Source organism: Betaproteobacteria bacterium, from assembly GCA_016720065.1.
In the GTDB taxonomy this organism is placed as follows: Bacteria; Pseudomonadota; Gammaproteobacteria; order Burkholderiales; family Rhodocyclaceae; genus SSSZ01.
In genome coordinates this window covers 190,107-209,049 of the sequence record JADJXY010000001.1, presented here as the reverse complement: position 1 = coordinate 209,049, position 18,943 = coordinate 190,107, and the positions used below count along the sequence as shown (strand labels likewise).

Genomic DNA, 18,943 nt, shown 5'->3' with positions numbered 1-18,943 from the left:
GTCTCCATCATTTCGATGTCAAGACGGTCAATCTAGCACAAAACCCCGCTTCTTCAACATGTTGAAGGCATCCGCAGCGGCTGGAAACGCCGCTCCGTGGCGTCTGTGCGCCACCCGAAGGGCACGACGCTCCCACCCATGCCGCGCGGGGGCATTCGTGCGCCACCGGGCGCTACCGCTGACAGCCGGGACAGAAGAAGGTGGTCCGCCCGCCTTGGCGCAGGCGCCCCACGGTTCCCCCGCAGCGGCGACAGGGTTCTCCGGCCCTGCCGTAGACGGCGCAGGCGATCTGGAACCATCCGGTGCCGCCGTCGTGATGGACGTAGTCGCGGATACTGCTCCCGCCGGCGGCGATGGCCTCGTTCAGGGTCTGACGCACGGCATCGGCCAGACGCCGACAGGCGTCCTTCCCCAGCCCCCCGGCGGCCCGGTCCGGCCGGATGCCGGCCCGGAACAGACTCTCCGCCGCATAGATGTTGCCGACACCGACGATCTGGTGGGCCTCCATGAGAAAGCTCTTGATCGGCCCGCGCCGTCCCCGGGTCGCGGCGTGGAGCCAGGCCCCGTCGAATGCCTCGCCCAGCGGCTCGATTCCCAGAGAGGCCAGCAGAGGGTCGCTGCCGGGATCATCCCCCTCGTGCCAGGCCAGCAGGCCGAAACGGCGTGGATCGTGGTAACGCAGCAAGGCGCCGTCCAGTTCCAGATCCACATGGTCGTGCCGCCCCGCGGGCACCTCCGGGCCAAGCAGGCGCAGGCTGCCGGTCATGCCCAGATGGACGATCAGCCAGCCGCGCCCGCCGGTGCGGCGGCAGTCGAACAGCAGGTACTTCCCGCGCCGTTCGAGGGCGGCGATCTCGGCGTCGGCGAGCTTGTCCGGCAGGGCGGCGGGAATGGCAGAACGCAGTTGCCAGAAGCGAATCGTCGCCCGCCGGATGCGCTGCCCGACCAGACGGGGATGCAGCCCCTGGCGACAAACCTCGACTTCCGGCAATTCCGGCATCTTGTTCCCCCTCTCATTCCCCAATACCATCGCGGCTGGGGTCATTGTATGCCGCGCCGCGGTGCCCGCACCCCGACCGTTCTGCCGAAAGACCACCCCCATGCCCCGTTCCCTTGCCGCCGCCCTTCTTCTGGCTTGTTCCGTCAATTGCTGCCTGGCCGCTGAAGCCGCGAAACCTGCGCCCAAGCGCGCGCCACCGGCCGCCCCCGCGGTGGAGATGCGCGAGAGCGATGCGGATTTCTACGGGCGAACGGTCTTTCAGGTCCTGATCGCCGAATTTGCCCTGCAACGCGGCCAATTGGACATCGGCGTCGGTGCCTACGCCGACCTGGCCAGGCGGACCCGGGACCCCCAGGTGGTCGCCCGGGCGACAGAAGTGGCCCTGGTCGCCCGCCAGGGCGAAGTCGCCCTCGAACTGGCGCGGCTGTGGACCCAGATCGAACCCGATTCCCAGCGCGCCCGCCAGTCGGCGTCGACGGCCCTCGTCATGCTCAACCGCATCGAGGATCTGGCGCCGGAAATCGCCGCCCTCCTGGAGAAGGACAAAGCCAGTCTGCCCGACCACCTCCTGCGCCTCAACCGCCTCCTGGGCAGGCACGCCGACAAGCAGGCCGTCCAGCGCCTGATCGACGCCGTGGCCAAACCCTACGAGGGCATTGCCGAGGCCCATCTGGCCATGGCCACCGCCGCTGCCAACGCGGGGGATCATCCCCGGGCGCTGAGCGAATCGGCCCGTTCCCTGGAACTGCGCCCCGACTGGGAAGCCGCGGCCCTTCTGCGCGCCCAGTTGCTGGCGCGCCAGTCCCAGGGCGAGGCGACCGCCCTCCTGCGCGACTTCGTGGGCAGCAACGCGGGGGCCAAGGACGCCCGGCTGGCCTTGGCCCGCCTGCTCATCGCGGAGAAACGCTACGACGAATCCCGCGGCCACTTCGACCGCCTGTTGAAGGATTTCCCCGACAATCCGGAAATCATCTACCCGGTGGCCATGCTCGCCCTGCAGGCGAACGACCCGGTTACGGGCAAGGCGCAACTGGAAAAGCTGCTGAGCGGCGATTTCAAGGACAAGGCCACGGTACGCTTTTTCCTGGGGCAGATCGAAGAGGAAGCCCGTAACCTGGACGCCGCCCTCGCCCACTACCGCCAGGTGGATTCGGGCGAGCAGCACGTTCCGGCCCGCGCCCGGGCAGCCCAGATCCTCGCGGGCAAGGGGAAACTGGAAGAGGCACGCCAACTGGTGCGCGAGACCACCGGCCGCACGCCGGAGGAAAAGACTCAGCTCCTGCTGGCCGAGGCCCATCTGCTGCGGGAGGCCAAGCGGACCGACGACGCCTTCGCCCTGCTCAACGCCGCCCTGCACAAGGCACCCGACGACACCGACCTGCTTTACGACTCGGCCCTGTTGGCGGAACGCCTGGGCAAATTCGACATCCTCGAAGCCCGCTTGCAGCGCCTGCTGGAAATCAAGCCCGACCACGCCCACGGCCTCAACGCCCTGGGCTACTCCTGGGCCGACCGAAACGTGCGCCTGGGCGAAGCCTACGAACTGATCTCCAAGGCGACGAGCCTGGCCCCCAATGATCCTTTCATCATGGACAGCCTGGGGTGGGTGCTCTACCGCCAGGGCAAGTCCGCCGACGCCCTCAAGACGCTGGAACGCGCCTACGGCTTGAAGGCCGACCCCGAGATCGCCGCCCACCTCGGCGAGGTACTGTGGTCCCTGGGCCGCAGGGACGAAGCCCGGAGCCTTCTGCTCGAGGCCGTGCGCAAGAACCCGGAAAGCGAAGTGCTGGCCGAGGCCGTGCGCAAGTTCGGCAAGCCTTGAGAGCCGTTTTCGCTGCCCTTCTCCTCGCGGGCTGCGCCTCCCTCCCTCCTTCCAGCGCAGACCGCGACGGCGTGGGCGACTTTGCCCTCGAGGCGCGCTTTGCCCTGCGCAGCGAGCGCCCCGGCGAGCCCCCAGCCCACGCCAGCGGCCGTTTGAGCTGGACCCACGCAGCAGGCCGGGACGCCATCCTCCTCTCCTCTCCCTTCGGCCAGGGCCTGGCCGAGATCACCGTGGACGCCGACGGCGCCCGTCTCAGGAGCGGCGACGGCAGCCTCCGCCAGGCAAGGGACCCGGCCGCACTGGTGCGGGAGGCAACGGGCTATGCGCTTCCCCTCGGGGAACTGCCAGCCTGGCTCCTGGGCCGCACGCGCGTTCCCGGCGCCCTTTCCCGCGATGCCCAGGGCCGTCCTGCCAGCCTGCGGGAAGACGGCTGGACGGTACGCTACACCTACGACGACCCGCGCCCCGGTGCGCTTCCCGCGGCCCTCACCATCACGCGGGAAAGCGAGCTGGAACTGCGCCTGCGCATCGAAGACTGGAAAACTCCGTGACCCCGCCGCCCTTCGCCTGGCACACCCCCTGGCCGGCCCCCGCCAAGCTCAACCTCTTCCTGCACGTGGTCGGTCGCCGCCCCGATGGCTACCACCTGCTGCAAACCGTCTTCCGCTTCGTCGATCGCTGCGACTGGCTGCATTTCGCCCCCCGGGACGACGGCCTCATCGTCCTGGCCAATCCGCTGCCGGGCGTGCCACCGGAAGCCGACCTGACCGTGCGCGCCGCGCTGGCCCTGAGGCGCGAAGCCGGGGACACCCCCGGGGTCACGCTGCGCCTGGACAAGCGACTTCCCCTGGGCGGCGGCCTGGGGGGCGGCAGCTCGGACGCGGCCACGGTTCTCGTCGCCCTCAACCACCTCTGGGGACTGGGACTGCCGCGGCAGCGGCTCCAGACCCTCGGCCTCGCCCTAGGCGCGGACGTTCCCGTCTTCGTCGCCGGCAGGAACGCCTTCGCCGAGGGCGTCGGCGAAGCCCTCACGCCGGTGGACCTCCCCGCGGCCTGGTATCTGGTGGTCGAGCCGGGCGCCACGGTTCCCACCGCAGCCATCTTTTCCGACCCCAGCCTGCGCCGGGACACACCGGCCATACCCGCCGACGGATGGCGGCCGGGATTCGGCCACAACGACCTGGAACCGGTGGCCTGCACCCGCTTCCCGGCGGTGGCCGAAGCGCTGAGCACCCTCAGACAGGTGGCCCCCGCCGCCCTGATGACGGGCTCCGGCGCCTGCCTGTTCGCCGCGTTCTCCAGCGCGGAAGCCGCTTCACAGGCCCGGGCCGCTCTGCCCGCCGGATTCCGCGCCTGGGTCGCCGCCGGGCTGGACAGCCATCCGCTCGCCGACGTAAACTGACCCTCGCCCCCCCACCGAAACCTTCTCATGAACGTCTCCAGCACCCTGAGCGGCAACGCCGCCACCCTTTCCCTCGCGGGCCGTTTCGATTTTGCCGCCCACCGCGATTTCCGCGGCGCCTACAAGCCCTTGCTCGAAAACCCGGCGGTCAGCGACATCCTGATCGATTTCCACCAGGTCGCCTACATGGACAGCTCGGCCCTGGGCATGCTCCTCCTGCTGCGCCAGGGTGCGGACGAAGCGGGCAAGACCGTCCGCCTGCGGCCGGGCGAAAGCCCGGTGCGCAAGGTCCTGGAAATCGCCAATTTCGAAAGGCTTTTCGGCTTCGCCTGAAATTCCGCGCCCAGGGCCGGTGTGGCTTTTGGAAGCGGCTTCCTGTATCATGCGCGCCTCGTTCTCGCGGTCTCCTGCGGGGACGATCCGCTGGGGAGTCGCCAAGTTGGTCAAGGCACCGGATTTTGATTCCGGCATCCGAAGGTTCGAATCCTTCTTCCCCAGCCATTCAGAATTCCTCGGGCAGGCCCAAAGCCTGCCCGAGTGCGCTTTTGGCGAGACCTTGCGGGATGGGTCTCCGCCGCTGGGAACTGAATCGAGATGGCCTACAACAGTCTGATGGTCTTCACCGGCAACGCCAACCCGAAGTTGGCCGCCGACGTGGCCGAGCACCTGAACGTCGACCTCGGCCGCGCCAATGTCGGCCGCTTCTCCGATGGCGAAGTCAGCGTCGAACTGCAGGAACACGTGCGGGGCCGCGACATCTTCGTCCTGCAATCCACCTGCGCCCCCTGCAACGATAACCTGATGGAATTGCTGGTCATCGTCGACACCCTCAAGCGCGCCTCCGCCGGCCGCATCACCGCCGCCATCCCCTACTTCGGCTACGCCCGCCAGGACCGCCGCCCCCGCTCTTCCCGGGTGCCCATCGCGGCCAAGCTGGTGGCCAATATGCTGGCCGCGGCGGGCGTCGACCGGGTGCTGACCATGGACCTCCACGCCGAGCAGATCCAGGGCTTCTTCGACATCCCGGTCGATAACATCTACGCCCTGCCCATCCTGCTCGACGACATCAAGAAACAGAATTTCGAAAACCCCCTGGTCGTTTCCCCCGACCACGGCGGCGTGGTTCGCGCCCGCTCCCTGGCCAAGCGCCTCGAATGCGACATGGCCATCATCGACAAGCGCCGCCCCAAGGCCAACGTCTCCGAGGTGATGAACATCATCGGCGAAGTCGATGGCCGTACCTGCATCATCATGGACGACATGGTCGACACCGCCGGCACCCTGTGCAAGGCCGCCACGGCCCTCAAGGCCAACGGTGCCAAGCGCGTGGTGGCCTACTGCACCCACCCGGTCCTGTCCGGGCCGGCGATCGAACGGGTTAACGCCTCCGACCTGGATTCCCTGGTCGTCACCGACACCATTCCCCTGCACGACGAAGCCTCGGCGTCGCCGCGCATCCGCCAGCTTTCGGTGGCGGAAATCATGGCGGAAACCATCCGCCGCATCAGCAACGACGATTCCGTTTCGTCGCTGTTCATCGATTAAGTTTTTTTCAACCTCCCGCTCTGGTCGCGGCGCGGGAATCAACTCTGGAGTCATCATGCAATTTGAACTCAACGCGCAACTGCGCACGCTGCAGGGATCGGGTGCGAGCCGCCGCCTGCGCCGCGCTGGCAAGGTGCCGGGCATCGTCTACGGCGGGGAAGCTGCCCCCGTCGCCATCGAACTCGACCACAACGCCCTCCTCCTGGGCCTGAAGAAGGAAGCCTTCCACTCTTCCATCCTCAACCTCCTCATCGACGGCAAGAAGGAACAGGTTCTGCTGCGCGACACGCAAGTGCACGCCTACCGCCCCCTGGTCCTGCACGTGGATTTCCAGCGCGTGGACGCCACCCACGAGCTGCACATCAAGGTGCCGCTGCACTTCGTCAATGAAGATGTTGCCCCCGGCGTCAAGCTCTCCGGCGGTCTGGTGAATCACGTCATGACCGAAGTGGATATTCACTGTCTGGCCAAGGATCTGCCCGAATTCGTCGAAGTGGACGTCGGTGGCCTCAAGGTCGGCGAGAACCTCCACGTCTCCCAGCTCAAGCTGCCCAAGGGCGTCAAGGCCGTGCAGCACGGTTCCGAGGACCCCATCGTCGTCGGCATCGTCGGCAAGGGCGGCACCGAGGAAGGCGCCGAAGGCGAAGCTCCGGCGGCTGCCTAAGCGACTCCTGCTCCCCGGACGGCCGCCGCAGGCATCCCGCCCCGGCGGCCGTCTTGCGTTCCGACCCCCGCCATGCCCTCCGCCCCCCGCCTCCTCGTCGGCCTCGGCAACCCTGGCGCCGAGTACGAAGCCACCCGGCACAACGTCGGGTTCTGGTTCGTGGACCAGCTCGCAGCCGCTCTGCGGGTCAGCCTTGCCCCCCAGGCCAAATTCTTTGGCCGGGCCGGACGGGCCGGCGAGTTGTGGCTGCTCCAGCCCACCCCCTTCATGAACCACTCGGGCCAGGCGGTGGCGGCGCTGGCCAATTTCTACAAGATCGCCCCGGACGAAATCCTCGTCGTCCATGACGACCTCGACCTGCCTCCCGGCGGCATCCGCCTCAAGCAGGGGGGCAGCAACGGCGGCCACAACGGCCTGAAGGACATCCAGGCGCGCCTGGGCACGCCGGATTTCTGGCGCCTGCGCCTGGGCATAGGCCACCCGCGCAGCCTGGGTCTCGCTCAAGGGGTGGTGGATTTCGTCCTCCATCCCCCACGGCGCGAGGAAATGCCCGCCATCGAAGCGGCCCTGGAACGCTGCCTGCGGGCCTGGCCCGCCCTCGCCGGCGGCGAGTACGAAACGGCCCAGCGCAGCCTGCACGCCAAACCCGCAACCGGCGGCCCCGCCGCCCCCTGACCCCGAAGGAAACCCCATGTCCCTCAAGTGCGGCATCGTCGGCCTGCCCAACGTCGGCAAGTCCACCCTGTTCAACGCCCTCACCAAGGCAGGCATCGAAGCGGCCAACTACCCTTTCTGCACCATCGAGCCCAACGTCGGCATCGTCGAGGTGCCGGATGCGCGTCTCGCGCAGCTCACCACCATCGTCAAGCCGCAGCGGGTCGTTCCCGCGGTGGTCGAATTCGTCGATATCGCCGGCCTGGTGGCGGGGGCCTCCAAGGGCGAGGGCCTGGGCAACCAGTTCCTGGCCAACATCCGGGAAACCGACGCCGTCGTCCATGTGGTGCGCTGCTTCGCCGACGACAACGTGGTGCACGTTTCCGGCGGCGTCGATCCCATCCGGGACATCGAGGTCATCGACACCGAACTCGCCCTGGCCGACCTGGCCACGGTGGACAAGGCCCTCAACCGCTATCGCAAGCCCGCCAACGCCGGTGACAAGGAAGCCAAGCTCCTGGTCGCCGTCCTGGACAAGTGCTACGCCCAGCTCGACCAGGGCCGGCCGGTGCGGGCCCTCGACCTTTCCCGGGAAGAGTGGGCCAATCTCAAGCCCTTCTGCCTCATCACCGCAAAACCCGTGCTCTACGTCGCCAACGTCGCCGAAGGCGGCTTTGCCGACAACCCCCTGCTCGCTGCGGTGCAGGCCCACGCCGCGACGGAAGGAGCCGAAGTGGTGCCCGTATGCGCAGCCATCGAAGCCGAAATCGCCGATCTGGACGATGACGAAAAACAGATTTTTCTCGCCGACCTGGGCCTCGAAGAACCCGGCCTCAACCGCCTCATCCGGGCCGGCTACAAGCTCCTCGGGCTGGCAACCTACTTCACCGCCGGGGTGAAGGAAGTGCGCGCCTGGACCATCCACCGGGGTGACACCGCGCCCCAGGCGGCGGGCGTCATCCACACCGATTTCGAGCGCGGCTTCATCCGCGCCCAGACCATCGCCTACGAGGATTTCGTCGCCTGCAAGGGCGAAAGCGGCGCCAAGGAAGCGGGCAAGATGCGGGCCGAAGGCAAGGACTACGTCGTGCAGGACGGCGACGTCATGAATTTCCTTTTCAATGTATGATGCCCTGACCTGAGCCCGGCGGCGCACCGGGCCATTCCACAGCACACACGGAGCGAAGCTTGGGCGAGGACATGAACCCCGAAGAGCCCCGGGAGGCGGCCCCCACGGACGATACCCCGATGGTCGATTTCGACCCCCTCGACGACCGCGAGGCCCTGGACCTCGACCGTGCCGTCCTGACCCGTATCTTCTCCCAGACCCTGGACGCCGTGCTCATCACCGACGGCGCCAACCGCATCGTCGCCGGCAACCCGGCCTTCACCCGCATGAGCGGCTACAATCTGGACGAAATCCGCGGGCGCGACCCCAAGATTTTCGCCTCGGGTCTCACCTCCGGCGACGTGTTCCGCTCCATGTGGCTCGAGCAGCAGCAGTGCGACTACTGGCAGGGCGAAATCTGGGACCGGCGCAAGGACGGCACCCTCTACCCCAAGTGGATGACCGTTTCGGTCCTGCGCGACGAAGCCGGCCAGCCCCGCTTCCACGTCGCCCTGTTCACCGACATCAGCGAGAAGCGCGAAGCCTCCGAACGCATCGCCCACCTGGCCACCCACGACACCCTGACCGAACTGCCCAACCGCTTTGCCCTGGAAAGCCAGTTGCACCTGGCCATCAATTCCTGCCAGCGGCAGGGCCAGCAACTGGCCGTCCTGCTCATCGACCTGGACCGCTTCAAATCGATCAACGATTCCCTCGGCCATCACGTGGGCGACGCTGTGCTGGTGGAAATCGCCCGGCGCCTGAAGGAGTGCGTGCGCTCCAGCGACATCGTCGCCCGTCTGGGGGGTGACGAGTTCGTCGTCGTCCTGCCCGACATCGACAGCGCCATGACCGCCGGCTCCATCGCCGGCAAGATCGAACGCAACCTCGCCGACCGCATGAGCGTTTCCGGCCACGACCTGTTCACCAGTCCCAGTATCGGCATCAGCCTCATGCCCGGCGACGGCACCGATCCGGAAACCCTGATCCGCAATGCCGACGTGGCCATGTACCACGCCAAGACGGCGGGCCGAAACAACCACCAGTTCTTCGCCGCCCGCATGAACGAGGCTTCCGCCGAACGCCTCACCCTGGAAAACGCGCTGCGCGAAGCCCTGTCCACTTCCAACTTGATCAGCGCCCAGTTTTCCCTGCACTTCCAGCCCCAATACCACCTGGCCACGGGCAGTATCATCAGCGTCGAAGCCCTGGCCCGCTGGACCCACCCCACCCTGGGCTCGATCCCGCCGGTGCGCTTCATCCCCCTGGCCGAAGAAACCGGTCTCATCCAGGCCCTGGGCGATTGGGTGTTCTGGGAAAGCTGCCGCCAATTGCGTGCCTTCAAGGATCAGGGGCTCGACCTGCGCGTCGCCGTCAATCTTTCTGCCCAGCAACTGCGCCACGAGGGCTTGCCCGCCGTGGTGCGCGGCGCTCTGGCCTGCTTCAACCTCGATCCTTCCGACCTGGAACTGGAAATCACCGAGAGCACGGCCATGCAGAACCCGGAGCTGACCGTGCGCATCCTGGACCAACTCTCGGACATGGGCATCATTCTGGCCATCGACGATTTCGGCACCGGCTATTCCTCCCTCTCCTACCTCAAGCACCTGCCCATCCAGCGCCTCAAGCTCGACCGTTCCTTCGTCAAGGACATCGAAACCGATGTCAACGACGCCGCCATCTGCTCCGCCACCGTGGCCCTGGGCCACAACCTCGGTCTGGAACTGGTGGCCGAAGGCGTTGAGACCGAGACCCAGAAAGACTTCCTCGCCCGCCTGGGCTGCGACGTGCTGCAAGGCTACCTGTACAGCCGGCCACTGCCGGCGGACCAGATGGCCGACTTCCTGCACGGGCTGGCCGGCACGCACTGAGCGCCACGCGCCAGGGACGAACCGGCCGCCCAGAAGTCTGCGCATGGCGTCTTCCGTTGGCGGGTGAAGTTTGCACATTTCGGTAGGTTTGGCAGGTGACCCGATGGCGGGAGCGACTATCCGCGTGGTGGGAACGTGTTGGTTGGCAGCGGCGCGGGATTGCGTGATCGGAGCGATTTGGGGTCATTTATTTTGGGTATTCGTGGTCTGTCCCCAATGCCGTTATATACCTACCACTACAAAAATGGTAGATATAGGCTAAAAGGACAACTGATGCTTCCATCAGCAGTAAGTGGTAGCTGTTGGTGGGAAATGTTTTGGAAACGTTTGAACGGTTATCAGCGAATTTCAAATAACAAAGAATCTGATGAATGTTGTAATAACTGCCCACGATAAATTGCGGATTAAGCAGCCGTTGGCGAACGCTGATGGAAGGGTGAAGTAATTACGCCTGCAATTACGAATTGCAATTAGTTCCGTTTCAGTAGCAGAATGCATTTGAACATACTCTGAGTATACATAGCACTGCAGAAACATACAACGATATAGGGGGTGAAGATGTTTTGTTCGCAATGCGGCACTAGCATTCAGCAAGACTCAAAGTTTTGCTTCAAGTGTGGAAAGCAGATCAATTCAACAGAAGAAGCGGCCAATATTAAATCAGAAACCGAAGCAGCAGACAATCTTGAAGCTCTTCCAAGCGATCAATTCCAGAATGCGACAAACCAAAGACAGGTATTCACTAAGGCAAACATTGCTAAGATAACTCGTAGATTGCTAGTAGTAGTATTGGTATTATTTCTTTGTGTGAACGCACTTGTTGTAATCGTGCCTTCGTTTGATGGAATAGTTTTTGATGCGGGTAAGTCTGGTCCAAGTATGGCATTTGTGTGGGCTGCTAGTTTCTGGTATTTCTGGCGACTTCGCGGATTGAAAGGATGGCACGGAGCAATATCTGGTGTATTTGTAATGTTTCTAGTTCTTTGGCTGGGAGGGGGAATCTCTGCATATGTCCGATATCACCGATCAAGTTCTGATTACGTTCTTGAGAACACCAAGCCGTGGCCCGCGATTAAGAAACATTTTCCACAGGAATACGGCAGATTGCGCGTTGAATTATCCAGCCAGACCAAGGGTAACAAATTGTCAGAGCAAGAGGTGGCTTCAATTACAATGAAGCATTTATTGCCGCTATTTCCGATAGCGGCTAAAACGACGTCAGACGCCGCAATTATGCAGTTCAATAGGTCAAAGATCTTTCAGCTAAAGGAACTTAGTGCAAAAAGTGCTGAGCTTTGTCTAGCATCTGCGACTGGCGACATAACAAGTACTTCGGCAATTAAGATAATGCAGGCATCTTCTGAGCAAACAAAGGTGAAAGGTCGTGAATCGTTCATGCAATTATTTGAGGATGTAGGTACCTACAATGGAAGTATTGTAGGCCCCGAAGCTGAGGCAAGATTGAGTTCTATTTATTCTAAATTGGAACAAACAATACAGAAAAAATACTCGTCGTCAATTTATTATATTAATAGCCCAATTGAGGGTGTGACTGTCCAAACACGTTGCGCGCTTGCAATTGCATTATTTGAGGAGGCGGGGAACCTTCCTGGAACCGACGGTGCCTTTGTATTGAGAAGTCTTTTTAGTCAGTAATTGTGAATAGTAAAGATTGCTGATCAAACGCGATTCGCGGAGCATTCTGTAGCTTTGTGGTTAGCCAAAAGGTAATGTTCAATGATAGATATTCTTGGATTTGCATATACAGTAGCAAAGGACATTAATGAATATTTAAAGTGGACGGAGGAGGAAAAATTGGTGGATTTTAGTTGGCCTGAGAAGTCTGGTTTGAAGGCTAGCTATGAGGCGAATGGCTATAGCATCGCATTTGTAAGGCCAGATCGCATTGCATCACTTCAGTTAGATGGAACTGAAATCGTATATGAAATTGATAAAAGGAAGCGCATAAAGCGACGGGTAGTGTTGCGAGATGGACTAGTTCTTGTAGGCACAAGAATAAAATAGATAGGGATTACTATTACTAACTTTTCAGAAAGCATTGTCACAAACATGATAAAATATGCTAATGAAATGCAAAAGAACTACCGACGGTCGTAAGCACGGCCGAGCCGCCCTGCCGGTGATGCGGCAACAGGCGATCAAGGCCATCCGTGAGGGGCAGGACGTGAACAGCGTTGCCGCCGCCTACGGCGTCAATGTGCGCAGTGTCTTTCGCTGGCTGGCCGATTTTGCCAACGGTGGGCAGAACGCGCTGTTGTCCAAGCCGATTCCGGGGCGCCCGCCGAAGGTAAGCGCGGATGAAATGCGCTGGCTGGCCCAGGCGGTGAAAGACCATACCCCGCTGCAATTCAAGTTTGCCTTTGGTCTGTGGACGCTGTCGCTGATCGCCGCGCTGATCGAACGCGAATTCGGCAAGAAGCTCTCGCTGGCCTCGGTCAGCCGCATCATGAAGCTGTTGGGCTTCTCGGCCCAGAAGCCGCTCTACCAAGCATGGCAGCAGGATGCGACCCTGGTGCGGGCCTGGGAAGCGGAAATCTACCCGGCGATCCGTGCCGAAGCCAAGGCCGCCGGAGCGACGATCTACTTTGCCGATGAATCGGGCATCCGTTCCGACTACCACACGGGGACGACCTGGGCGCCGGTAGGCGAGACCCCGGTGGTGGAAGTGACCGGGCGCCGCTTCTCCCTGAACATGATCTCGGCCGTCAGTCCGCAAGGCGAATTCCGCTTCATGCTGCACGACGGCACGGTCAATGCCGAAGTCTTCCGGGAATTCCTCAAGCGCCTGCTGATCGGGGCTGAAAAGCCGGTGTTCCTGATCGTAGATGGTCATCCGATCCACAAGGCGAAACTGATCAAGACCTTCGTCGAGGCCCAGAACGGCAGGCTCAAGCTGTTCTACCTGCCGCCGTACTCGCCCCAGATCAATCCTGACGAGCAGGTCTGGGCACACGTGAAACGCCAGGTCGCCCGGCAACTGGTGCAGTCCAAAGACGAGATGAAGCGGTTGGCCCTCGGGGCCCTGCGCCGAATCCAGAAGTTGCCCGGGTTGGTGAAATCCTTCTTTCGCCAGCCCGAGTGCCAATATGCCGCTGAATGACATTGTTTATGCAAAGGTTAGTAACCGGACTATTCCCCACATACGCATACAGGTTGGCGTCGTCAGCGTACCCAATCGGATCCGTCTGCAAGAACCTCCCCAGCATCGGCGAGTAGAACCGCGCCTTGTAGTAGTACAGCCCCAGCTGGCTCAGATACTGCTGCCCCGTATACCGGAACCGCGTCCCCGCCGTCTGGTTCGGTTCCCCGAAGGGGCCGTAGCTGTAGATCGCCGTGCTCGTTCCCGTGGCATCCGCCTGACCCACGATGCTGCCCTGGTGGTCGGCGTAGAGCCAGGTCTTGCTGGTGGTGCCGGCGCCTTCGTACCACACCAGGGGTTCGTCGATGCCGGGGCCGTGGACGTAGCGGCGCAAGACGTTGTTGCTGCCGTCGTATTCGGCGATGAGATTCACGCCGTCGTAGAGAAGGTTGGTAACGGTACCCCCCAGGTCGGTCTGGCGTAGCCGGCCCACGGCGTCGTAGGCGAGGCTGGCGCTGTAGCCGGGGGCGGTGGCGGTCTTCAGGCGGTTGTCGAGGTCGTAGCCGTAGCTCCAGTAGCCGTCTCCGGCGAGGTTGCCGTTGCCGTCGTAGGTGAGGGGGCTGGCGCCCACGGCGGTGTATTGGTTGAGGCCGTTGGCGGTGTAGGCCTTGCTGCCGGTGACGGCGCCGTTCCAGGCGTAGAGGTCGTTGTTCCAGCTGTGGGTGACGATTTCCCGGGCCTGGTTGCGGGTGTAGGTGAGGCTGAGGTCCTGGGCGGTGCCGGTGAGGTTGTGGGTGAGGCTCGCGAGCGCCCCTTGGGCGGTGCTGTAGCCGTAGGTGGTGGTGGTGGTGGCGTTGCCCAGGGTCACCGTGGTGCGCCGCGAGAGGTCGTCGTAGGCGTAGGTGGCGAGGTTGGTGGTACCCAGCTCCTTGATCGCCGTGGGGCGGTTGAGGGCGTCGTAGGTAGCGGTGATGAAGAAGGGGGTGGTTTCCGGCCAGGTGCTGCGGGTGCGGTTGCCGGCGGGGTCGACTTGGTAGGCGACGGTCTTGCCGCCTGCCGTGGTGCTGGTGAGCCGCCCGGCGGCGTCCCAGGCGTAGCTGAGGCTGGCGCCGGGGGTTGTAGCGGTGGCGGCGGTTTTGCGGTTGAGGAGGTCGTAGGTGAAGCTGATGTTGTCAGCGGGGTTAGGGTAGGCGCGGGTGACGAGGCGGTTGAGGGCGTCGTAGCTGAGGGTGAGGGCCTGGCCGTTGCGTTTGGTGAGGGTGGTGAGGTTGCCGCTGGCGTCGTAGGCGTATTGTTCCAGGTCGGTGGGGCTGGAGAGGCCGGGGGTGACTTTGTCCGGGTAGCGGGTCTGGGTCTTGCGGTCGTGGCCGTCGTAGAGGGTGGTGGTGAGGTTGCCCTTGGCGTCGGCCATGGTGGCGGGCAGCCCGTTGGGGGTGTAGGTGAAGCTGGCGTAGGTCTGGGCCAGGGCGGTGCCGATGGCCCGCTGGACGGTGCTGACCCGGTCGTCGGCATAGTAGGTGGTCTGCGTCACCCGGTTGCCGCCTTCGCCTGCGGTGAGGGCCTCGGTGACCTGGGTGAGGCGGTCGAGGTCGTCGTAGGTGTAGTCGGTGATCGGGGTGGGGGCGGCGGCCGTCGGACAGGTGACGGCCGTGGCGGTCTGGGCCGGGCCCCAGGATTTGAGGAGCTTGCCGCTGGGGGTGTAGGTTTGGCAGGTGACCAGCCATTGGGTGCCGATCGCGGCAGCCGTGCGGTTGGGCCGCCCGTCGGCGTCGTAGCCTTGCTGGGTGGCTTTGGCCAGGGCGTTGGTCACCGTGATGGGGCGGCGTTCATTGTCGTAGGCGGTGGTCACGGTGTCGGTGACGTCGCTGCGGGGGCCGTTGACGACGGTCAGATTGCCGAAGCTGTCGTAAGTGAAGGTGGTGGTGAGGTTGAGTTTGCCGGTGCCGGAATCGACGACCACGGTCGCCGGGACGTATTTGTTGGCGGCGTTGTAGGTGGTGGCGGTGACCACGGTGTTGGTGGCGTCGACCTTGGCCGTGGCGCTGGTTTGGAGATAGAGGGTGGGGAAGCCTGTCGGGGTGAAGGCGGTGTAGCCGAAGGTGGTGGCGGGCTGCACGCCGGCGTTGTCGGCCGGGGAGGTGACGGTGAGGGGCAGGCCCTGGGCGGTGTAGGTATAGGTGGAGACGCCCAGGGCCTCCATCGCCTCTCAGCGCTGCACCTTCTGCCACTCGGCCTCGAAGTAGCGCACCAGGACCTGGTTGTTGAGCTGATTCACTTGCGTCGGCACCCGCGCCATGTCGGCCGGGAATTGGAACAGGGCAGGCGTGGTTTCCGCGGTAAGGAAGCGCGTTGGCACCGGATAGGCCGCGGGCGGCGCATAGGCGCTGCGACCGGCGAGGAGGAAGCCCCATTCGCCGAAGGAAGGCACCAGGGCGTGATAGGGATACACGGTGAGGCCGACGCTTTCCAGGGTCGTGGCGACGCACCAGAAGGCCTGGCGGGCGTAGAGGGGTGAGGTGGATTGCACGACCAGGAGACCGCGGGCCGAGAGGCGCTTTTCCAGGAGGCGGTAGAAGGCCGAGGTATAGAGCTTGCCCAGGGCGAAATTGGCGGGGTCGGGGAAGTCGACCACGATGAAGTCCCAATGGCCATCGGCCTCTTCCAGCCACTTCAGGGCGTCGGCATTGACCACCTGCACCCGGGGCGATGCCAGGGCGCCGCCGTTCAAGGCGACCAGGGAAGGCGCCTGGGAGAAGAGCCGGGTCATGGCCGGGTCCAGGTCCACCAGGGTGACCGACTGGACCTGGGGGTACTTGAGGATTTCGCGCACCGCCAGGCCGTCCCCGCCCCCCAGGACGAGCACCCGCCGGGCGCCGGGGAGGGCGGCGAGGCCGGGGTGGACCAGGGCTTCGTGGTAGCGGTATTCGTCCCGTGAGGAGAATTGCAGGTTGTTGTTGAGGAAGAGGCGCAGGTCGTCGCGCCAGCGAGTGACGACGATGCGCTGGTAGGGCGTCGATTCGGCATGGACGATTTCGTCGGCGTACAGATGGGCTTCGGCCAGGGTGGTGAGTTGCCCCGCTCCGGCAAAGGCGGCGGCCACGGCGGCGAAGGCCGTCCAGCACTGGGCGGCCAGGGCACGGCCGGCGGGCAGGCGGGTGCGAAAGAGCAGCAGGGCCCAGAGGGCGACCGCGATGTTGAGCAGGCCGAACAGCAGGCCGGTGCGCACCAGTCCCAGTTGCGGGGCGAGCAGCAAGGGAAAGAGGACCGATACGGCAAGAGCCCCCAGGTAGTCGAAGGTGAGCACCTGGGAAACCAGATCCTTGAAATCCAGTTCCCCCTTGAGGATGCGCATCACCAGGGGGATTTCGAGGCCGACCAGAACCCCCACGCCAAAAACCGAGAGGTAGAGCAGGAGTTTGAAGGGGGCCGGTTGCCAGACGAAGGCCATGAAGAGGACGACGGCGGAGAAGCCCCCCAGCAGACCGACCATGACTTCGATCTGGATGAAGCGCCGCACCAGATCGCGGGTGATGTAGCGGGAAAGCCAGGAGCCGGCGCCCATGGCGAAGAGGTAGGTGCCGATCACCGTCGAGAACTGGGTGATCGAATCGCCCAGGAGGTAGGAGGCCAGCGCCCCGGCGATCAGCTCGTAGGCGAGCCCGCAGGAGGCGACGATGAAGACCGAGACGAGAAGCGCGTGTTGCAAGTTACTTGTGGTAGAGGCGGCTGCTGCCGCTGCCCGAACGCCCGTCGGAATTGGCCACATCGTCGAAGAGATTCCAGCCCTGGTGCTGGGCGTAGCCAAAGAAGGATACGGCGGCGAGGCTCATGACGAGGGTGAATTTCCTGAACATCAGTCGTCGTCCGAATCTTCGGAAGCCACGGGGGCGTGGTCGCTTTCCGCCCAGCGGCGAACCTCGAAGGCGCCCCGGCGCAGGCGGGTGAAAATGGGGAAGACAGCGAGGAAGAGCAGGACCAGGACAAAGTTGGACCAACCCGACGAGCCCGCCTTTACTTCCAGGCGGCTGTGCACGTCCCGCGGCGTCTCCGAATAATCCGGGTCGATGGCCAGATAGTAGGTTCCCGCCGGAATGCCGACGAAGACCACTTCGTTGTCGCGGCTGCCCTCGGACCAGCTCTCGCCGCCGTCGACTCCGGCGTAGTAGGAAACCTCCCGCGGCGCCGGCCAGGCCTCGCCGGTGGCCTTGTTGACCAGATTGACGTTGAGCCCGATCCAGTCGTTGTAGAGGTCGGTCTCGTGGGCCACCACCAGCTTCTTGGTCCCCGGCTTGACCACGAAGGCCTGGGAGACGACCGTGTCCTCTTCCCCGTGGGGCTGGAAAGCCAGTTGCTGACGCAGCAGCACGGGGCTGCCCCCCAGGAAGGCGAAATAGGCCTGCAGGAGCACGACGACGAGCAAGGCCCACCAGAACATCTTGCACACCCGGCCGTGGGTCTCCTCCCAGGGGTTGGGCTGATTGGCATAGACCCCCACCGGGCTGCGCAGCGCCTCCTTGAGGCCGAAGGCGCCGGCAATCGTTTCCGGTTGCACGTAGAGGCAACGGGACCAGCTCACTTCCTTGGCCGTACGGTCGCGGGAGAGCATGAGGGGCGGGGCGACGAAATCGGCCACGGCGGAGACGTCGCCGCGCTTCACCCGCCAGTTGAATTCGCCCTGGACCTGGATCACCTCGGCCTTGCTGGTGGCGAAGTGCTTGTAACGGCCACCTTCGAAATTCACATCCTGGAAGTCATTGCCGCCGCTGGGATGCTGGGAGAGTACATCGACCACGTTCCAGTGCCCGTCGTACTCGGTCAGCCAGCGGTAGGTGCCGTTGCCGGCCGCCAGAAGGTATTCCCCCCAGGCGTAGGCCACGCCCTCGCACACCGATTCCCGCACCATGAAGCCGATCACTTCCACGGGCTGCCCGTCCAGGGTACCCGTGCTGCCCAGGGGAATGCGGGGCAGGTGCTTCTCGTCCCGCATGCCGAGGGCCTTGGACAGAAGCTTGTAATCGTTGCGTGAGGTGTCGACCACGGCGCCGCAACTGCCGCACCCGACGGTCAGGATTTCCTTGGAGCGCGCCTGCATGGCCGATCCGCAGCTCGGGCAGCGGAAGACCTGGGCTGCCACCGTCGGCGCCTCCTCCGGCATGCCTTCGCGCAGGTGGCTGAGTTTGAGGGATTTGAAGGCCACCGCCGACCCGACGAAGAGCAGGGGCGGCGTTTCCGAATAATCCAGGGTGGCGAAATTGTCGCCGCAGCGCAGATCCACCACGGGAGCCTTGTAGCCCGGCCCCACCTTGAACGGCAGTTCCCCTTGGCCGGCGACGCATTCGGCGTCCTCGATATTGGTCACCGTCCAGGCCCGGCTGGCCAGGGTCAGCCGCCCGCCGGGCGCCAGGGACTCAAAGGGAGGCAGCGGCTCCCGCAGCTGATGCAGGAAGGAAACGACGTATTCGCCGTTGGCTTCGGAAAGCCAGCCGGTACGCTGGTCGTCGAAGAGCAGATGCCACTCGTTCCACAAGCCCTCGCCGTAGCGCAGCTGGATGCGGCCGATGAGGGCAAAGTGCAGCCCCTGCCATTGGCCCTCGCTGCCCAGTTGCAAGGGCGAGCGGTCCTCGGCCAGGGCCGCCATCTTGCCGATGTCCTCGAGGGCCTGGTCGTGACGCACCAGGGTGCTCTGGCAGTACTCGCAGACGGCGAAGATGGACGCCGCCGACTTGAAGACGACGGGGGCTCCGCAGGAGGGGCAGGCGGCGGTCCGGGCCATGGGA

General features: G+C 64.1%; 16 protein-coding genes and 1 tRNA gene. 12 read left to right on the top strand and 5 right to left on the bottom strand.

What is annotated here, in order from left to right:
* Nucleotides 1-172 precede the first annotated feature (172 nt).
* Entirely contained in the window at nt 173-1,000 is an 828-nt protein-coding gene (mutM, locus tag IPM73_01005) for a bifunctional DNA-formamidopyrimidine glycosylase/DNA-(apurinic or apyrimidinic site) lyase (protein ID MBK8916673.1), read from the bottom strand.
* 100 nt (nt 1,001-1,100) lie between these two features.
* On the opposite strand from mutM, the gene IPM73_01000 reads away from it, so the two are divergent.
* The 12 genes from IPM73_01000 (at nt 1,101) to IPM73_00945 (ending at nt 12,091) form a co-directional block, all read left to right on the top strand.
* A complete protein-coding gene (locus tag IPM73_01000) occupies nt 1,101-2,822 on the top strand; it encodes a tetratricopeptide repeat protein (GenBank protein MBK8916672.1) in 1,722 nt (573 codons plus the stop codon).
* On the top strand, nt 2,819-3,373 hold the full coding sequence (gene lolB, locus IPM73_00995) for an outer membrane lipoprotein LolB (GenBank protein ID MBK8916671.1): 555 nt from the start codon (nt 2,819-2,821) through the stop codon (nt 3,371-3,373). The genes IPM73_01000 and lolB overlap by 4 nt, the downstream gene beginning before the upstream one ends.
* Nucleotides 3,370-4,224, top strand: coding sequence for a 4-(cytidine 5'-diphospho)-2-C-methyl-D-erythritol kinase (ispE, locus tag IPM73_00990; protein ID MBK8916670.1), 855 nt, complete (start codon nt 3,370-3,372; stop codon nt 4,222-4,224). Before lolB ends, ispE begins: the two co-directional genes overlap by 4 nt.
* A 27-nt stretch (nt 4,225-4,251) precedes the next feature.
* The gene (locus tag IPM73_00985; protein MBK8916669.1) at nt 4,252-4,557 is read left to right on the top strand and encodes an STAS domain-containing protein; all 306 of its coding nucleotides are present in this window, start codon (nt 4,252-4,254) and stop codon (nt 4,555-4,557) included.
* A gap of 91 nt (nt 4,558-4,648) precedes the next feature.
* A tRNA-Gln gene (locus tag IPM73_00980) sits at nt 4,649-4,725 on the top strand.
* Between the two features lie 93 nt (nt 4,726-4,818).
* Nucleotides 4,819-5,769, top strand: coding sequence for a ribose-phosphate pyrophosphokinase (locus IPM73_00975; protein ID MBK8916668.1), 951 nt, complete (start codon nt 4,819-4,821; stop codon nt 5,767-5,769).
* Between the two features lie 55 nt (nt 5,770-5,824).
* Entirely contained in the window at nt 5,825-6,433 is a 609-nt protein-coding gene (locus tag IPM73_00970; GenBank protein ID MBK8916667.1) for a 50S ribosomal protein L25/general stress protein Ctc, read from the top strand.
* A gap of 72 nt (nt 6,434-6,505) precedes the next feature.
* Entirely contained in the window at nt 6,506-7,108 is a 603-nt protein-coding gene (gene pth, locus IPM73_00965; GenBank protein ID MBK8916666.1) for an aminoacyl-tRNA hydrolase, read from the top strand.
* Between the two features lie 16 nt (nt 7,109-7,124).
* Nucleotides 7,125-8,216 (top strand): redox-regulated ATPase YchF, encoded by a 1,092-nt coding sequence (gene ychF / locus IPM73_00960; GenBank protein MBK8916665.1) that lies wholly within the window; start codon nt 7,125-7,127, stop codon nt 8,214-8,216.
* Nucleotides 8,217-8,335: 119 nt separating this feature from the next.
* Nucleotides 8,336-10,066, top strand: coding sequence for an EAL domain-containing protein (locus tag IPM73_00955; protein ID MBK8916664.1), 1,731 nt, complete (start codon nt 8,336-8,338; stop codon nt 10,064-10,066).
* 558 nt (nt 10,067-10,624) lie between these two features.
* Entirely contained in the window at nt 10,625-11,722 is a 1,098-nt protein-coding gene (locus tag IPM73_00950; GenBank protein ID MBK8916663.1) for a zinc ribbon domain-containing protein, read from the top strand.
* 81 nt (nt 11,723-11,803) lie between these two features.
* Nucleotides 11,804-12,091 carry a hypothetical protein gene (locus tag IPM73_00945; GenBank protein MBK8916662.1) on the top strand — a complete coding sequence of 96 codons (288 nt, stop codon included), beginning with the start codon at nt 11,804-11,806 and terminating at the stop codon, nt 12,089-12,091.
* A 920-nt stretch (nt 12,092-13,011) separates the two neighbouring features.
* On the opposite strand, the gene IPM73_00940 is transcribed toward IPM73_00945, so the two are convergent.
* From IPM73_00940 to IPM73_00925, 4 genes are read right to left on the bottom strand one after another with little or no spacing between them, the layout of a single operon-like run.
* Nucleotides 13,012-15,366 carry an RHS repeat-associated core domain-containing protein gene (locus tag IPM73_00940; GenBank protein ID MBK8916661.1) on the bottom strand — a complete coding sequence of 785 codons (2,355 nt, stop codon included), beginning with the start codon at nt 15,364-15,366 and terminating at the stop codon, nt 13,012-13,014.
* Between the two features lie 6 nt (nt 15,367-15,372).
* Nucleotides 15,373-16,932 (bottom strand): polyamine aminopropyltransferase, encoded by a 1,560-nt coding sequence (locus tag IPM73_00935; GenBank protein MBK8916660.1) that lies wholly within the window; start codon nt 16,930-16,932, stop codon nt 15,373-15,375.
* Nucleotides 16,874-17,020 carry a hypothetical protein gene (locus IPM73_00930; GenBank protein ID MBK8916659.1) on the bottom strand — a complete coding sequence of 49 codons (147 nt, stop codon included), beginning with the start codon at nt 17,018-17,020 and terminating at the stop codon, nt 16,874-16,876. Before IPM73_00930 ends, IPM73_00935 begins: the two co-directional genes overlap by 59 nt.
* Nucleotides 17,020-18,939, bottom strand: coding sequence for a DUF4178 domain-containing protein (locus IPM73_00925; protein MBK8916658.1), 1,920 nt, complete (start codon nt 18,937-18,939; stop codon nt 17,020-17,022). Before IPM73_00925 ends, IPM73_00930 begins: the two co-directional genes overlap by 1 nt.
* Between the last annotated feature and the right edge of the window lie 4 nt (nt 18,940-18,943).

Bases quoted from the DNA above. Each gene is read 5' to 3' on its own strand.
- mutM (MBK8916673.1), bottom strand. From the start codon at position 1,000: ATGCCGGAATTGCCGGAAGTCGAGGTTTGTCGCCAGGGGCTGCATCCC.
- IPM73_01000 (MBK8916672.1), top strand. From the start codon at position 1,101: ATGCCCCGTTCCCTTGCCGCCGCCCTTCTTCTGGCTTGTTCCGTCAAT.
- IPM73_00985 (MBK8916669.1), top strand. From the start codon at position 4,252: ATGAACGTCTCCAGCACCCTGAGCGGCAACGCCGCCACCCTTTCCCTC.
- IPM73_00975 (MBK8916668.1), top strand. From the start codon at position 4,819: ATGGCCTACAACAGTCTGATGGTCTTCACCGGCAACGCCAACCCGAAG.
- IPM73_00970 (MBK8916667.1), top strand. From the start codon at position 5,825: ATGCAATTTGAACTCAACGCGCAACTGCGCACGCTGCAGGGATCGGGT.
- pth (MBK8916666.1), top strand. From the start codon at position 6,506: ATGCCCTCCGCCCCCCGCCTCCTCGTCGGCCTCGGCAACCCTGGCGCC.
- ychF (MBK8916665.1), top strand. From the start codon at position 7,125: ATGTCCCTCAAGTGCGGCATCGTCGGCCTGCCCAACGTCGGCAAGTCC.
- IPM73_00955 (MBK8916664.1), top strand. From the start codon at position 8,336: ATGGTCGATTTCGACCCCCTCGACGACCGCGAGGCCCTGGACCTCGAC.
- IPM73_00950 (MBK8916663.1), top strand. From the start codon at position 10,625: ATGTTTTGTTCGCAATGCGGCACTAGCATTCAGCAAGACTCAAAGTTT.
- IPM73_00945 (MBK8916662.1), top strand. From the start codon at position 11,804: ATGATAGATATTCTTGGATTTGCATATACAGTAGCAAAGGACATTAAT.
- IPM73_00940 (MBK8916661.1), bottom strand. From the start codon at position 15,366: ATGGAGGCCCTGGGCGTCTCCACCTATACCTACACCGCCCAGGGCCTG.
- IPM73_00935 (MBK8916660.1), bottom strand. From the start codon at position 16,932: ATGTGGCCAATTCCGACGGGCGTTCGGGCAGCGGCAGCAGCCGCCTCT.
- IPM73_00930 (MBK8916659.1), bottom strand. From the start codon at position 17,020: ATGTTCAGGAAATTCACCCTCGTCATGAGCCTCGCCGCCGTATCCTTC.
- IPM73_00925 (MBK8916658.1), bottom strand. From the start codon at position 18,939: ATGGCCCGGACCGCCGCCTGCCCCTCCTGCGGAGCCCCCGTCGTCTTC.